The sequence below is a fragment of the Nonomuraea sp. NPDC001636 genome (genome assembly GCF_040298265.1).
Taxonomy (GTDB): Bacteria; Actinomycetota; Actinomycetes; order Streptosporangiales; family Streptosporangiaceae; genus Nonomuraea.
On sequence record NZ_JBEOZT010000033.1, the window covers coordinates 97,952 to 112,739 of the forward strand.

Consider the following 14,788-nt stretch of genomic DNA (forward strand, 5'->3'; position numbering starts at 1 on the left):
CATGACTGAGACGCTGGTGTTGACCGAGATCTCCGAGATCGCCGCGGGCCGCGTGCCCGTCGTGGGCGTCCGGCCCGTCGTGGCGGGCGGGTGCCGGCCCGCGCGCGCGGTGCCGGGCGAGCCGTTCGAGGTGTCGGCGACGCTGTTCCAGGAGGGGCACGGCGTGGTGGGCGCGAACGTCGTGCTCACCGACCCCGACGGCAAGCAGGCCGCCTGGATCCCGATGGCGGCCGTGTCCGAGGGCTCCGACCGGTACGCGGCCGAGGTGTCCGCCCACCGGGAGGGCGAGTGGACGTTCCGGGTGGAGGCGTGGAGCGACCCGGTGGCGACCTGGCTGCACGTGGCCGAGGTGAAGATCCCCGCCGCGATCGACGTGGCCGTCACGATGGAGGCCGGCGCCCGGCTGCTGACCAGGGCCGCCGCCCAGCCGGAGGTGCCGCCCGCCGACGCCCGGCTGCTGCGCGTGGCCGCCGCGACGCTGCGCGACGGCGAGCTGGACCCCGAGGCGCGGCTGGCGATCGCGCTGGCCGAGCCGGTGCTGCGGACGCTGGCCCGCCGGCCGCTGCGCGACCACGTGACGGCCGGTGAGGACCTGCCGCTGCTGGTGGAGCGCGAACGGGCGCTGTACGGGTCCTGGTACGAGTTCTTCCCCCGCTCCGAGGGCGCCGTGGTGGACCCCACGGGGTGTCACCCGCCGCGCTCGGGCACCTTCCGGACCGCGGCCGAGCGGCTGCCCGCCGTCGCGGCGATGGGCTTCGACGTGGTCTACCTGCCGCCGATCCACCCGATCGGCCGGACCAACCGCAAGGGGCCGGGCAACTCGCCGATCGCCGGGCCGCACGATCCCGGCTCGCCGTGGGCGATCGGCTCGGCGGCGGGCGGGCACGACGCCGTCCACCCCGACCTGGGGACGATCGACGACTTCGACTTCTTCGTGGCCAGGGCCGGCGAGCTGGGCCTGGAGGTGGCGCTGGACTTCGCGTTGCAGTGCTCGCCCGACCACCCGTGGGTACGGGAGCACCCGCGGTGGTTCGAGCACCGTCCCGACGGCAGCATCGCCTACGCCGAGAACCCGCCCAAGAAGTACCAGGACATCTACCCGATCTGCTTCGACGCCGACCCCGGCGGCATCCTGGCCGAGTCGCTGCGGGTGCTGCGCCACTGGATGGGCCACGGGGTGCGGATCTTCCGGGTGGACAACCCGCACACCAAGCCGGTGTTCTTCTGGGAGCGCCTGATCGCCGAGATCAACCGCACCGACCCGGACGTCGTCTTCCTGGCCGAGGCGTTCACCCGTCCGGCGATCATGCACACGCTGGCCGCGGTCGGCTTCCAGCAGTCCTACACCTACTTCACCTGGCGCAACGCCAAGCCGGAGCTGGAGAGCTACCTGGGCGAGCTGGCCGGAGAGGCGGCGGCGTACATGCGGCCGAACCTCTTCGTCAACACGCCGGACATCCTGCCCGCCTACCTGCAGGAGGGCGGGCCGGCCGCGTTCCGGGTGCGGGCCGCGCTGGCCGCGACGGCCTCCCCCACCTGGGGTGTGTACGCCGGGTTCGAGCTGTGCGAGCGGGAGCCGGCCGCGCCGGGCAGCGAGGAGTACAAGGACTCGGAGAAGTACCAGTACCGGCCGCGCGACTGGTCGGCGGGCGGCACGCTGGCGCCCTTCCTGGCCGCGCTGAACCGGGTCCGCCGCCGCCATCCGGCCCTGCGCCTGCTGCGCAACCTGCGCTTCCAGCACGCCGACGACGACGCCGTGCTCTGCTTCGCCAAGCAGGCGGGCGAGGACACCGTGATCGTCGTGGTCAACCTCGATCCGCACCGCGTGCGGCAGGCCACGGTGACGCTGGACCTGCCCGACCTCGGGCCGTCCTTCCGGGTGCGCGACGAGCTGACCGGCGAGGTCTACCAGTGGGGGGCGCGCAACTTCGTGCGGCTGGACCCGTCCAGGCAGCCGGCGCACATCCTGACGGTGGAGCGGTGATGGACGTGCTGACCGGCGGGGGGCCGTCCGTGCTGGGCGAGCTGGACCTGCACCTCATCGGCGAGGGCAGGCACGAGGAGCTGTGGCGGGCGCTGGGCGGGCGCACCCGGACGGTGGGCGGCGTGGCGGGCGTGTCGTTCGCCGTGTGGGGGCCGGGCGCGCGCGAGGTGCGGCTGGTGGGCGACCTGAACGGCTGGGACGGCGGCGGGCACGCGCTGCGCCGGGCGCCCGGCGGCGGCCTGTGGGAGCTGTTCGTGCCCGGCGCCGGCGACGGCTGCCGGTACATGTACGAGATCACCGGCGCGGACGGCCGTACCCGGCGCAAGGCCGACCCGCTGGCCCTGGCGGCCGAGCACCCGCCGCGCACGGCGTCGGTGGTGTTCACCTCGCGGCACCGCTGGCGCGACGGCGCGTGGCTGGCCGCCCGCGGCGACGGCCCGGCCCGCGAGGCGCCCATGAGCGTGTACGAGCTGCACCTGGGCTCCTGGCGGCGCGGCCTGACCTACCGCGACCTGGCCGAGCAGCTTCCCGGGTACCTGCGCGGCATGGGCTTCACCCACGTGGAGCTCATGCCGGTGGCCGAGCACCCCTTCGGCGGCTCGTGGGGCTACCAGATCTCCTCCTACTACGCGCCGAGCTCCCGCTACGGCACCCCGGACGACTTCCGCGCCCTGGTCGAGGCGCTGCACCTGGCCGGGATCGGGGTGATACTCGACTGGGTGCCCGCGCACTTCCCGCGCGACGACTGGGCGCTGGCCCGCTTCGACGGCGGCCCCCTGTACGAGCACCCCGACCCGCTGCGCGGCGAGCATCCCGACTGGGGCACGCTCACCTTCGACCTGGGCCGCCCGCAGGTGCGCAACTTCCTCATCGCCAACGCCCTGTACTGGTGCGCGGAGTTCCACGTCGACGCGCTGCGCGTGGACGCCGTCGCGTCGATGTTGTACCTGGACTACTCCCGCCCGGACGGCGCCTGGCGGCCCAACGCGCACGGCGGCCGGGAGCACCTGGAGGCGATCGCGTTCCTGCGGGAGCTGAACGACACCGTCCACCGGCGCTGTCCCGGGGTGCTGACGATCGCCGAGGAGTCCACGGCGTGGGAGGGGGTGACCCGGCCGACGTCCGCCGGCGGGCTCGGGTTCGACTTCAAGTGGAACCTGGGCTGGATGCACGACACGCTCGGCTACATGCGGCGCGACCCGGTGCACCGGCCGTACCACCATCACGCGCTGACGTTCGGGCTGACGTACGCGTACGCGGAGGACTTCGTGCTGCCGATCGGCCATGACGAGCTGGTGCACGGCAAGGGCTCGCTGGCCGGGAAGATGCCGGGCGACGAGTGGCAGCGGCTGGCGAACCTGCGCGCGTACCTGGCCTTCATGTGGGCGCATCCGGGCAAGAAGCTGCTGTTCATGGGCCAGGAGTTCGCGCAATGGAGCGAGTGGTCCCATGACCGGGAGCTGGACTGGGCGCTGCTGCGCGACCCGCGGCACAAGGGCGTGCGCGACCTGGTCAGGGACCTGAACCGGCGCTACGCCGCCACCCCGGCGCTGTGGCGGCTGGACTGCTCCCCCGGCGGCTTCACCTGGATCGACGCCGACGACGCCGGTTCCAGCGTCTACTCCTTCGTGCGCTGGGACCGGTGGGGGGCGCCGCTGGTGTGCGTGAGCAACCTGTCGCCGGTGCCCCGGCACGGGCACCGGCTGGCGCTCCCCTCCGGCGGGCGCTGGCACGAGGCGCTCAACACCGACGCCGCCTGTTACGGCGGCGGGAACCTCGGCAACCTGGGCTCGGTCACCTGCCCGGAGGGGGGTGCGGTCGCCGAGGTGCTGCTGCCTCCGCTGGCCACGCTCTGGCTGGTCCCCGGGGAGGAGGGGGCAGAACGTCAGCAGTGAGGCGGCCATGGCGGAGAAGGCGTCAGAGCGTCAGCAGTGAGGCGGCCATGGCCTTGTTCACCGCGTCGAGGCGGGAGGTGGCGTCGAGCTTGGTGAAGATGTTGCGCAGGTGACGCTTGACCGTGCCTTCGGCGATCATCAGCCGGGTGGCGATCTGGGCGTTGCTGAGGCCCTGGGCGGCCAGGGACAGCACGCTCAGCTCCCGCTCGGACAGTTTCCCGGAGCGCGGCCGGCCGGACATCATCAGGCTCTCCCGCGACACCGACAGCACGACGCGCTCGGCGTCCGCGCAGACGCCGCGGATGGCCTGCACCAGTTCCTCCCGGCCGACGCTCTTGAGCAGGTAGCCGCGCACGCCGTGGGCGATGAGCTCCTGCACCAGCACCGGGTCGTCGTACATGCTCAGCACGATGACGCGGGACCGGGGCGAGACCCGGTGGATGTGGGTGGTGGTGCGCACGACGCCGTCGCCGGGCATCTCCACGTCGAGCACCACGACGTCCGGCCGCAGCGCCTCGGCCGACTTCACCGCCGCGCGCGCGTCCCCCGCGGTGGCGACGACACGAAGGTCGGGTTCGAGCTCCAGCGTCTGCTTGAGCGTCTCCCGCAGGATCGTGTGGTCGTCGGCGATGAGGACGTCAATGCTGCCTTCTCTTTGCATCCGATGTTTCCTTCGGCCGCTCGTCCCGGACAGCCCGGACAGGGGCACGGAAGACGACCTCGGTGCCCTTCCCGGGGGTGCTCTCTATGGTCACCAGGCCGCCCAGAGCGACCCCGCGCTCGCGCATGGAGGTCAGGCCGTTCCCCTGTTTCGCACGCCAGCCCGAGAAACCCCGGCCATTGTCCCGCACAATTGCTGTGATCCGGTCGTGCACAATCTTGACGCACACTTCGAGCAGGTCGGCGCCCGCGTGGGAGATGCTGTTGGTAATGGCTTCGCGTAATATCAGGAATAACTCGTCCCGAATGCGCGGAGGCAGGCCGTCGACATCGCCGATAAGGGTGATTCGATGCTCCAGCCGCGGGTCCACAATGGTTGTCATGAGCCGCACAAGCGCTTGCTCCATTCCCGGCCAATGGGCGTGAACGCGCAGGTCGGATATGACGTCGCGGATTTCCTGGTGGGCTCGCAGCAGCGCGGCCTTCGCTTCCTTCACATGCACCGGGAAACCGTCCGTACCACGTGCGTGACCGATTTCGGCGAGCTCCAGCTGCCGGCTCGCCACGCTGATCTCGTGGCCCACCCGGTCGTGCAGGTCGCGGGAAATTCGCCGCCATTCCCGGGCGTCGCCGCGGCCGCCGTCCATTGAGCCGGCCAGGGCTCCGGAAGAACGGTCCGTACCGGCCTTGAGCCGGGCCACCATCAGGTCGAGGAGCTCTTCCGCCAACTCCGCGCACTCTCCGGGAGCGGCCCCGGAAGTTGATTCTTCAATTTCGCCGCACAGCTGTGCCAAGATCGCAGCCTTATGGGCCTCGATCCGTTCGGCTATCACAACCGTGGGCTGGATGTTGCACTGCACTGGTCATCCCCCGTAGTGTGTGTCGCCTTACTCAGTCACCGGCGCAGATCCCCGCATCATATGATCACATGATTCCGGCGGATGCAAGAGTGCACTCCAGACTCATCGGGCGGCAAGTCCATTACCCGCACACCTGACTGAGGGCGCGTGTGATGTAATACCGGGTTATCGATGAGCACCCGGCAGATGCCTCCTGGAGTACTCCCTTTAATACTTCCGGACAGCTCCGCTGCCACCTTGGTGTTACTCTCTTGTGCGAACCAAAACTTAACTGCGATCCTGACCGCGTTCGCCATTACGGATCTTCTCGAATGCAGGTGAGGGGCGGTCATGAGAGAACTCGCGGTGAACGAGCGGGAAGAGTTCGCAGAATTCTTCGGTACGATATTCGGTTCGCTGCCGCGCTCCGACCAGCGTAGCGCGGCCGAGTCGTACGTGCTGGGGCTGCTGCACGCGGGCGGGCGCAAGTCCATCCAGCGCATCGCCGACGAGGTGGGCGGCCCGCACAACGGCCAGTCGCTGCAGCAGTTCGTCAACCAGAGCCGCTGGGACCCGCGCCCGGTCCGCCGCACCGTCGCCGACGTGCTGGCGGCCGGCGCGCCCCCGGCCGCGTGGCTGGTGGAGGAGGTGGCCTTCGCCAAGCACGGCCGCTGGTCGGCGGGCGTCGAGCGCCAGTACGTGCGCGGCCTCGGCCGCACGGTCAACTGCCAGGTGGGGGCGGCCGTGCTGATGAGCTCCGGCGAGGCGGCCGTGCCGGTCAACTGGCGGCTGTGCCTGCCGCAGTCGTGGGAGGCCGACCACGACCGGCGGGCCCGGGCGCACGTGCCCGACCAGGAGCGGCACCGGCCCTTCGGCGAGCACGTGATCGACCTGGTCGACGACCTGACGCTCGACTGGGGCACGCCCGTCGCGCCGCTGGTGGCCGACCTCACCCACGTCCGGGGCGTCGCCGACCTGCTGCGCGGTCTGGAGGACCGCGGCCTCGACTACGTCGTCGAGGTCGACGCCCGCCACCGGGTCAGGGCCTCGATGAGCGTGGTGCGCGGGGGCGGCCCGCGGGCCCGCGTCGCGCTGGCCGAGGCGGCGCAGGCCGCGGCCGGGGTGGAGCGGCGCACGGTGGCCTGGTGGGAGGGGCCGCGGGGGCGGTCGCTGCGTTCGCAGTTCGTCCTCCTGCCGGTCTCCGACGACCAGGCGCGCTCGCGCAGGCTGCTGGTGGAGTGGCCGCTCGGCCGGCCGCGGCCGCGCGCGTTCTGGCTGACGAACATGTCCGTGCCGGCGCAGGAGCTGGTCGCGCTGGCCAAGTCCCGCTGGCGGGCCGCCCACGCCATCGGCGAGCTGGCCGGGGGCTTCGGGCTGTTCGACTACGAGGGCCGTTCCTTCCACGGCTGGCACCACCACGTCACGCTGGCCTCGGCCGCCTACGCCTTCGACGTGCGCTGGCGGCTGGCGCCGGGCGCCGAGCCCGCGCTGCTGCCCGCGTGAGCATTCGCACGACGTACGAGGAGTCACACCGCTCGATGAAGCCGAAAGCAGACAAGCAAGTCACCTGGGTCGAGCTGTTCTTCGACCTGGTCTTCGTGTTCGCCGTCACCCAGCTGTCCGACCTGCTCCACCGCGGCCACGGCTGGGGCAGCGTGGGGCAGGCCGTCGTCGTGCTGGTGCCGACGTACTGGGCCTGGGTAGGCATGGCGGTGCACGCCAACACCCGCGACGTCAACAACACCCCCGACCGGCTGGGCATCCTGGCGCTCAGCCTGTGCGGCCTGTTCATGGCGCTGGCCACCCCCCTGGCCTACGAGGAGCGCGGGCTGATGTTCGGCGCCGCCTACTTCGCCCAGCGCTCGCTGCTGGCCGCCCTGTACTTCCGCGGCCGGCCGTTCGAGCTGGTCAACCCCTTCACGCTCTCGGTGTGCGTGACCGGGCCGCTGCTGCTGGCCGGGGGCCTGCTGGACAGCGGCGCCCGGGTGTGGGTCTGGGCCGCGGCCGCCGCCATCGACCTGGCCGCGCCGGTGCTGACGCGCAGCCACCTGGTGCGGGTCACCTTCCACCCTCATCACCTGCCCGAGCGGTTCGGCCTGTTGCTGATCATCGCGATGGGCGAGCCGATCCTGGCCATCGGCGCGCAGGCGTCGTCGGCGCGCCCGCTGGCCGTGGGCTCGATCGGCGCGGTCGCCGCGACGTTCGTGCTGGCCTGCGCGCTGTGGTGGGTGTACTTCATCTTCGCCGCCGAGTCGCTGCCCAAGGCCCTGGACGAGGCCGTGATCCGCACCGACCTGATCCGGCGTGTCTTCTCCTACGGCCACCTGGCCTTCATCGGGTCGATCATGGCGATGGCGGTGGGCATGGCCGAGGTCGTCTCCCATCCGGGCCAGGTCTTCGCCCCACCCGTGACCGCGCTGCTGTTCGGCGGCTGTGCCCTGTACTTCGCGACGTTCTGCTACGCCCGCTGGCACATCTTCGGCAAGTGGTCCGGGCCGCAGCTCGCCATGCCGGTGGCCAGCCTGGCGATCGTCCCGATCGCGTTGCAGGCGCCGGCGCTGCTGTCCGTGGCCGCCCTGGTGCTCGTGGTGATGACGTTCAACTTCCTGGAACATTCGCGGGCCAGATCCGAGTCCGACGCCTTGACTTAGCGCGCGCTCTAACCGGCAGGGTGAGGGCGGCGGCGCCCGTCGTGCGGGCCGCCACCAGGACCTGAGCCGGGTGGACAACTGAGGAGCGTCATGAAGAATCCCGCTGTTCGAGTCGCGGTCGCCTACCTGGTGTCCGCGGTCGTCGGCGCCGTGATCATCGGCTCGTTCGTCGGAGCGCTGCACCACCCGGTTCCGCACGGGGTGCCGCTCGCCGTGGTGGGCCCCGACGCCGCCCGGCTGGAGCAGGCCGCGGGCGGGGCCGTGGACGCCCGCCCGTACGCCGACGCGGCCGGCGCGCGGACGGCGGTGCTCCGGCGCGAGGTCGAGGCCGCCTACCTGGCGGGCGAGGGCCGGCTGCTGGTGGCCAGTGCGGGCGGCGACACGGCGGCCCCGCACTTCACCGCCCTGATGCAGCGCGCCGCCGGACGGCAGCTCGCGGTCGAGGACGTGCGGCCGCTGGCCGAGGGCGACTCCTCCGGCGTGTCCGGCATGTTCTACGTGCTGGGCCTGCTGCTGACCGCGCTGGCGACGACCGTGCTCACCATGCGCATGCAGCCGATGATGCACCGGGGGCTGCGCCTCGCGGTGCTCGCGCTCGGCGCGGCGACCGGCGGCCTGGCGCTCACCTGGGTCGTCGACGGCCTGCTCGGCGCGCTCACCGGCGGCCCGCTCGGGCTCCTGGCCGTCTCCGGCGCGGTGATCTTCCTGGTCTCGGTGGCGGTGAACGGGCTGATGCGCCGCTTCGGGCCGCGCGGCGTGATCGCGGCGGCCGTGCTGTTCATCCCGATCGGCCTGCCGGCCAGCGGCGGCCCGTTCGGCGCCGCGTTCATCGAGCCCTGGTACGCGGCGCTCGGCTACGTCCTGCCCACCCGGTCGGCGCTCGAACTGGTGCGCAGCGTGGTCTACTTCGACGGCGCCGCCCTGGCCGTCCCGCTGACGGTGCTCGGGCTGTGGGCGGTGCTCGGCCTGGTGCTGATGGCGCTGCCGCCGCGCCCGATGCCCCGGCCCGCCGCGCCCGCCACGCCCGCGGTGCCCGTCGCCGGGGCTCACTGAACACCGGACCGGCCACCGGCCACCGGCCCCTGGACCGGCGCGGCCGCGGGTGCGGGGGTCCGCGCCCGTGGTCGCGCCCTCAGTGTCAGGTCACGCGCTCGGAGGCAGCGCGAGGACCAGCCGTACGCCGGGCCGCAGCGGCTCGGCGCGCACCGATCCGGCGTGCGCCTCGGCGATCTGCCGGACGATGGCCAGGCCGAGCCCCGAACCCGGCAGGGAACGGGCCGCCTCGGCGCGGTAGAACCGGTCGAACACGAACGGCAGGTCGTGGGCCGCGATGCCGGGGCCCTGGTCGGCCACCGACAACGAGCCCGCGGCGTCCACCCGTACCAGCACCACGCCGCCGGGCGGGCTCCACTTGATCGCGTTGTCCACCAGGTTGGAGACCGCCCGTTCGATCGCGTCGGCGTCGGCCGTCACCAGGCACTCGGCCAGCTCGCCGCGCAGCCGTACGTGCGGGGCGCGGGCCGCGGCCCTGGCCAGCACGCGCCCGGCCACCAGGTCGAGCCGCACGTCCTCCAGGTGCAGCTCGACGTCGCCGTGCCTGGCCAGCTCGACCAGGTCGTTGACCAGCACCCGCAGTTCCTCGGCCTGGACGCGGGCCTCGTGCACCAGGGCCGGGGCCTGCGGGTCGGCCGTGCCGCGCCCCTCCTCCAGCAGCTCCAGGTTCGTGGTGAGGCTGGTCAGCGGCGTGCGCAGCTCGTGGGAGGCGTCGGCGACCAGGCGCCGCTGGGCCAGCACCGACTCGCGCAGCGCGTGCGTCATCGTGGTGAACGAGCCGGCCAGGCGGGCCACCTCGTCCCGTCCGGCGCCCATGCCCTCCAGGCCGTCGGCGGTGAGGGTGCCGGTGGCGGTGACCCGCTCCACCACGGCCGTCAGCCGGGCGACGGGCCGCAGCGCCCGGCCGGCGAGCAGGCGCGCGCCCGCCGCCGCGACCAGCGCGCCGCCCAGGGTCAGCGCGGCCAGCAGCAGCTTCAGCGCGTTCAGCGTCTGCTCGTCGCGGTTCAGCGGGAACGCCGTGCGCACCAGGACGCCCTTGCCCATGTTGAGCGGGGCGGTGTAGAGCCGGTAGCGCACGCCGTCGTAGGCGACGTCCCGGAAGTAGGGGGGCAGCTTGCCGAACGCGACCGCCTGGTCCTGCTCGACCAGCGGCACGAACCCGTCGGTCGGGCCGGTCTGCATCGGGTCGGGGCAGAACTGCAGCAGCGTGTTGCCCACCGGGAGGGGCCTGGCCGGCAGCGGCGAGTCGGCGGCCTTCAGCGACTCCAGCAGCCGCGGCGCCTGCCCGGCGGCCAGCATCAGCTCCCCGTCGTGCTGGCCGGCCAGCCCCGCCGCGGCCGCCGGGTAGACCACCAGCGAGACCGCCAGCAGCGCGGCGGCCACCACGGCGGCGACCGTCAGCGCGACCCTGGTGCGCAGCCTCACGGCTCCTCCCGCAGCACGTACCCCAGGCCGCGGACGGTCTGGATCAGCCGCGGCTCTCCCCCGGCCTCCAGCTTGGCCCGCAGGTAGCTGATGTAGACCCACAACGCGTTCGAGGACGGCCCGAAGTCGTACCCCCAGACCGAGTCGAAGATGACCTCGCGGCTGAGCACCCGGCCCGGGTTGCGCAGGAACACCTTCAGCAGGGTGTACTCGGTCCTGGTCAGGTCGAGCGGCCGGCCGCCGCGGCTGGCCCGGCAGGCGACCGGGTCCAGCTCCAGGTCGGCGTGGCGGAGCAGCCCCTGCGCGGGCGCGCTGCGGCGCAGCAGCGCGCGCAGCCTGGCCCGCAGCTCCTCCAGCGCGAACGGCTTGACCAGGTAGTCGTCGGCGCCCGCGTCCAGGCCCGCGACCCGGTCGCCGACCAGGTCGCGGGCGGTGAGCATCAGGATCGGGGTGCGGTCGCCCGCGGCCCGCAGGCGGCGGCACACCTCCAGGCCGTCCAGGCCGGGCATCATGATGTCCAGCACCACCGCGTCCTGACGGCCGCCGCCGGCCGCCTCCAGGGCGCGCAGGCCGTCGGCGGCGACGCTGACGTCGTAGCCCTCGCGGGTGAGCGCGTGGGTCAGGGAGCGGCGGACCGCCTCGTCATCGTCGGCAACAAGGACGTGCATGGTGCCACTCTCCCCTGCGCACCCCCGGCTGAGGAAGATCGGTGCCGGTCTCTATGCGGGCTCGGCACCGGCCAGCGCGCGCTTGACGTTCCGCAGCGCCTGCTCCAGCCGGTCCGGCGTGACGCCGAGGTGCTCGGCCACCGCGCCGAACCCGGCCGAGTCCGGGTCCACCCGGCCCTTCTCCGACAGGGCGTCCAGCTCCTTGACGGCGCGCAGGGCGCGGTCGTACCCGACGCCCAGCTCGGCCGCGAGCGCCTTGGCGAACGCCTCCGGGGAGATGCCGTGGTCCTTGTTGTCCGGTTTACCGGGCTTTCCGGGCTTGCCTCGGTGGTCCGTCTTTTCGGGGCCGCAGCCGGGCCTGCCGTCGCGCGGCTTCCCGTCGCCGGGGTCCTTGCGCACGTCGGTCCGTATGCCGGCCTTCACGCCGGCCTTCACGTCGGCGGTCTTCTCGCCCGCGTGGTCCTTGGCCACGTCGGCGGGCGAGCACGTCGACGAGACCTGGGCACACGGGCCGGCCGCCGCGGCCGGCACCGCCCCGGAGGCGGCCAGCGTCAGGGCCGCCGCCGCCCCGAGGGCCAGCGCGGTCTTTCGTGGGTTCATGTCGGTTGCCCTTCTGGCGGCCGGTCCCCAGTGGCCCGGCCCGCTGCGGCCACTCAACCGCGGCCACCTTCACCCCACCGTCGGGGAACCTTAGGAACGCCATAGAAGCCGCCGGGAACCTTCCGGACCGCCATGGAAACGCGCCGTCGCGTTCCGCGCGCCGGACCTCCGCCCCGCGAACGGGTTCCGGCGGCGGGGCATTGTGCCAGGCGCCCGGGGAAGAGACCGATCCGCCCAGCGGAAGGGAAGGCGAGGACCCGTGAGACTTCTGGTGATCTGCAACCGGCAGGCCGGCGGCGTCGGCGACGACAGCACGCGGGAGGTGCTGCGGCTGCTGCGGGCGGAGGCCGACGTGCAGGTCTGCGACGGCGACGCGCGGGAGGCCGCGCGGTCGCACGACGACCGGGTCCCGGTGGTGATGGGCGGCGACGGGAGCGTGCACGCGCTGGTCGCCGCGCTGCTGGAGCACGGCCGCCTGGACGCCGGCCCGGTCGGGCTGATCCCCATGGGCACCGGCAACGACCTGGCCCGCACGCTGGGCATCCCGCTCGACCCGGCCGAGGCGGCCCGCGTCGTGCTGGCGGGGCACGAACGGCCCGTGGACCTGCTGATCGACGACGACGGCGGCATCGTGGTCAACGCCGCGCACCTCGGCGTGGGCGCGCACGCCGCCGAGCGGGCCGCGCCGCTGAAGCCGCTGCTCAGCCGGGCCGCGTACGCGGTGGGCGCGGTGCTGGCGGGCGCCGGGACGGGCGGATGGCGGCTGCGGATCAGGGTGGACGGCGCCCAGGTGTGCACCGGCCGCCGCCGCGTGCTCATGGCCGGCGTCGGGAACGGCGCCACGATCGGCGGCGGCACGCCGCTGGCCCCGGCGGCCCGGCCCGACGACGGGCTGGCCGAGGTGGTGGTCTCCTACGCCACGGGACCGCTGGCGCGGCTGGCCTTCGCCACCGGGCTGCGCCGCGGCCGGCACCCCGCCCGCCCCGACGTGCAGACCTTCCGCGGCAGGCGGATCACCGTGGCGGGCGGGCCCGTCCCGGCCAGCGTGGACGGCGAGCTGGAGCAGGTGGCGGAGCGGCGTACCTGGATCGTGCGGCCGGCCGCCTGGCGGGTCCTGGCGCCGCCCGCGTCCTGACCGGTCAGTGCTCCGGGTGCAGGGACTGCCCCAGGTACATGGCGGTGAGCATGGTGAACAGGTACGCCTGCAGGAACATGACGAAGATCTCGAACGCGGTCAGCAGGCACGTCATGAACACGCCCAGCACGCCCACCGCCACGCCGCCCACGGTCGGCCGCTCCACCAGGAACCAATATCCGACCGCGCTGAAGAAGGCCAGCAGCGTGTGCCCGGCGAACATGTTCGCGAACAGCCGCACGGCATGGGTGAACGGCGCGGTGACGAAGATGTAGAACAGTTCGAGCGGCGCGTACAGGGTGATCGCCAGGGCCTTGGGCAGGCCCTCGGGGAACATCGCGTTCCTGAGGTAGCCGGCCAGGCCCTGGTGCCTGAAGCCGAGGTAGAGCTTGAGCAGGTAGACCACCCCGGCCAGCACCCAGGGAAAGGCGACGTGGGCGGTGACCGGGAACTGGAGCAGCGGGATCACGCCCATCACGTTCCAGAGCAGGATCAGCAGGAAGAGCGTGAGCAGCAGCGGCATCCAGCGGTCGGCGTCGGCGCCCAGCGACGGGCGGGCGATCTGGTCGCGGACGAACAGGTAGGCGTACTCGCCCGCGTTCTGCAGGCCGCGCGGCACCAGCCTGGGCCGGGAGAAGGCGCCCCAGGCCAGCGCGCACACCACCAGCACGCCGGCGACGGCCAGCAGCACCGGTTTGGTGAGCCAGAGCGGCGCGCCGTCCCACAGCGCGGGGAAGTCGAACAACTCCGGGCCGGGCGGGCGGAAGTCGTCGGAGGGCATGGCGAAGCTCCTCTTGAGAGGTTGCAGGGTTGAGAGGTTGCGGGCATTGCGGGGGTGCGGGCGTTGCGGGGGTGCGGGCGTTGCGGGGGTGCGGGCGTTGCGGGGGTGCGGGGGTGCGGCGGTGCGGGGGTGCGGGCGGTGCGGCGTTGCGGGGGTGCGGCGGTGCGGGGGTGCGGCGTTGCGGGGGTGCGGCGGTGCGGGGGTGCGGCGGTGGCTGGGGTCAGAGCCAGCCGCGGGACTCGGCCACGCGGACGGCCTCGGCGCGGTTGCGCGCGCCGGTCTTGGTGATCGCCGAGGACAGGTAGTTGCGTACGGTGCCCTCGGTCAGGAACAGGGTGCGGGCGATGTCGGCGACGGTCGCGCCGCCGGAGGCGGTCCGCAGCACCTCGGCCTCCCGCTGGGTGAGCGGGCTCGGCCCGACGGTCAGGGCCGACACCGCCAGCTTGGGGTCGATCACCGTCTCGCCGGCCATCACCCGCCGCACGGCCGCGGTCAGCTCGGCCACCGGCGCGTCCTTCACCACGAACCCGGACACGCCCGCGTCGAGGGCGCGGCTGAGGTAGCCGGGCCGGCCGAACGTGGTGACGATGACCACCCGATGGCCGCGCAGGCGTTCGGCGACCTCCAGGCCGGACATGCCGGGCATCTCGATGTCGAGCAGGACCACGTCGGGGCGGTGCTCGGCCACCGCGGGCTCGACCAGGTCGCCCCGGCCGACCTCGGCCACCACCTCGATGCCGTCCTCCAGGGCGAGCAGCGCGGCCAGGCCGCCGCGGACGAGGTCCTGGTCGTCGGCGATGAGGACGCGGATCACGGCACCTCCAAGGGCACTCGGGCGTGCAGCCGGTAGCCACCGCCGGGCAGCGGCCCGGCCTCCAGACGTCCGCCGGCGGCAGCGATCCGCTCGGCCAACCCGGTCAGCCCATTACCCCCAACACCTCCGAACCCCTGAACCACCACTCCCCCAGCCCCAGCCCCCTCGCCCCCAACTCCTCCGGCCCCGCCCCTTTCGGCCCTGCCCCTTTCGGCCCTGCCCCTTTCGGCCCTGCCCCCTTCGGCCCTGCCCCCTTCGGCCCTGCCCCCTTCGGCCCTGCCCC

Annotated in this window: 13 protein-coding genes; 6 read left to right on the top strand and 7 right to left on the bottom strand. The window is 73.3% G+C overall.

The features are described from left to right. The first annotated feature begins 1 nt into the window (after position 1). Both ABT158_RS42855 and glgB read left to right on the top strand, forming a co-directional pair. Positions 2-1,984 (top strand): alpha-1,4-glucan--maltose-1-phosphate maltosyltransferase, encoded by a 1,983-nt coding sequence (locus tag ABT158_RS42855; protein WP_352363743.1) that lies wholly within the window; start codon positions 2-4, stop codon positions 1,982-1,984. Next, positions 1,984-3,879, top strand: coding sequence for a 1,4-alpha-glucan branching protein GlgB (gene glgB / locus ABT158_RS42860; protein WP_352363745.1), 1,896 nt, complete (start codon positions 1,984-1,986; stop codon positions 3,877-3,879). Before ABT158_RS42855 ends, glgB begins: the two co-directional genes overlap by 1 nt. A 22-nt stretch (positions 3,880-3,901) precedes the next feature. Here the strand turns inward: glgB and ABT158_RS42865 are convergent, their stop codons facing one another. Together ABT158_RS42865 and ABT158_RS42870 are read right to left on the bottom strand one after the other, a co-directional pair. Then, positions 3,902-4,540 carry a response regulator transcription factor gene (locus ABT158_RS42865; RefSeq protein WP_352363747.1) on the bottom strand — a complete coding sequence of 213 codons (639 nt, stop codon included), beginning with the start codon at positions 4,538-4,540 and terminating at the stop codon, positions 3,902-3,904. Beyond that, on the bottom strand, positions 4,518-5,399 hold the full coding sequence (locus tag ABT158_RS42870) for a sensor histidine kinase (RefSeq protein WP_352363749.1): 882 nt from the start codon (positions 5,397-5,399) through the stop codon (positions 4,518-4,520). Before ABT158_RS42870 ends, ABT158_RS42865 begins: the two co-directional genes overlap by 23 nt. Before the next feature lie 330 nt (positions 5,400-5,729). Here ABT158_RS42870 and ABT158_RS42875 point away from each other — a divergent pair, with 330 nt between their 5' ends. The 3 genes from ABT158_RS42875 (at position 5,730) to ABT158_RS42885 (ending at position 9,082) form a co-directional block, all read left to right on the top strand. Continuing rightward, complete coding sequence (locus ABT158_RS42875; protein WP_352363751.1) at positions 5,730-6,881, top strand: IS701 family transposase; 1,152 nt, start codon at positions 5,730-5,732, stop codon at positions 6,879-6,881. 35 nt (positions 6,882-6,916) lie between these two features. Continuing rightward, positions 6,917-8,029 (top strand): low temperature requirement protein A, encoded by a 1,113-nt coding sequence (locus tag ABT158_RS42880; protein WP_352363753.1) that lies wholly within the window; start codon positions 6,917-6,919, stop codon positions 8,027-8,029. A gap of 90 nt (positions 8,030-8,119) precedes the next feature. Then, positions 8,120-9,082 (top strand): hypothetical protein, encoded by a 963-nt coding sequence (locus ABT158_RS42885; protein WP_352363755.1) that lies wholly within the window; start codon positions 8,120-8,122, stop codon positions 9,080-9,082. 90 nt (positions 9,083-9,172) lie between these two features. On the opposite strand, the gene ABT158_RS42890 is transcribed toward ABT158_RS42885, so the two are convergent. The 3 genes from ABT158_RS42890 to ABT158_RS42900 are packed head-to-tail and all read right to left on the bottom strand — an operon-like array spanning position 9,173 to position 11,775. Then, positions 9,173-10,507 (bottom strand): sensor histidine kinase, encoded by a 1,335-nt coding sequence (locus ABT158_RS42890; RefSeq protein ID WP_352363756.1) that lies wholly within the window; start codon positions 10,505-10,507, stop codon positions 9,173-9,175. Further along, positions 10,504-11,175, bottom strand: coding sequence for a response regulator transcription factor (locus tag ABT158_RS42895; protein WP_352363758.1), 672 nt, complete (start codon positions 11,173-11,175; stop codon positions 10,504-10,506). Before ABT158_RS42895 ends, ABT158_RS42890 begins: the two co-directional genes overlap by 4 nt. A gap of 51 nt (positions 11,176-11,226) precedes the next feature. Beyond that, complete coding sequence (locus ABT158_RS42900; RefSeq protein WP_352363760.1) at positions 11,227-11,775, bottom strand: hypothetical protein; 549 nt, start codon at positions 11,773-11,775, stop codon at positions 11,227-11,229. Positions 11,776-12,034: 259 nt separating this feature from the next. On the opposite strand from ABT158_RS42900, the gene ABT158_RS42905 reads away from it, so the two are divergent. After that, positions 12,035-12,910 (top strand): diacylglycerol/lipid kinase family protein, encoded by an 876-nt coding sequence (locus ABT158_RS42905; protein WP_352363762.1) that lies wholly within the window; start codon positions 12,035-12,037, stop codon positions 12,908-12,910. A 4-nt stretch (positions 12,911-12,914) separates the two neighbouring features. Here ABT158_RS42905 and atpB read toward each other — a convergent pair whose 3' ends face one another. Together atpB and ABT158_RS42915 are read right to left on the bottom strand one after the other, a co-directional pair. Next, the gene (gene atpB / locus ABT158_RS42910; protein WP_352363764.1) at positions 12,915-13,691 is read right to left on the bottom strand and encodes a F0F1 ATP synthase subunit A; all 777 of its coding nucleotides are present in this window, start codon (positions 13,689-13,691) and stop codon (positions 12,915-12,917) included. A 220-nt stretch (positions 13,692-13,911) separates the two neighbouring features. Further along, positions 13,912-14,505, bottom strand: coding sequence for a response regulator (locus ABT158_RS42915; RefSeq protein ID WP_352363766.1), 594 nt, complete (start codon positions 14,503-14,505; stop codon positions 13,912-13,914). Between the last annotated feature and the right edge of the window lie 283 nt (positions 14,506-14,788).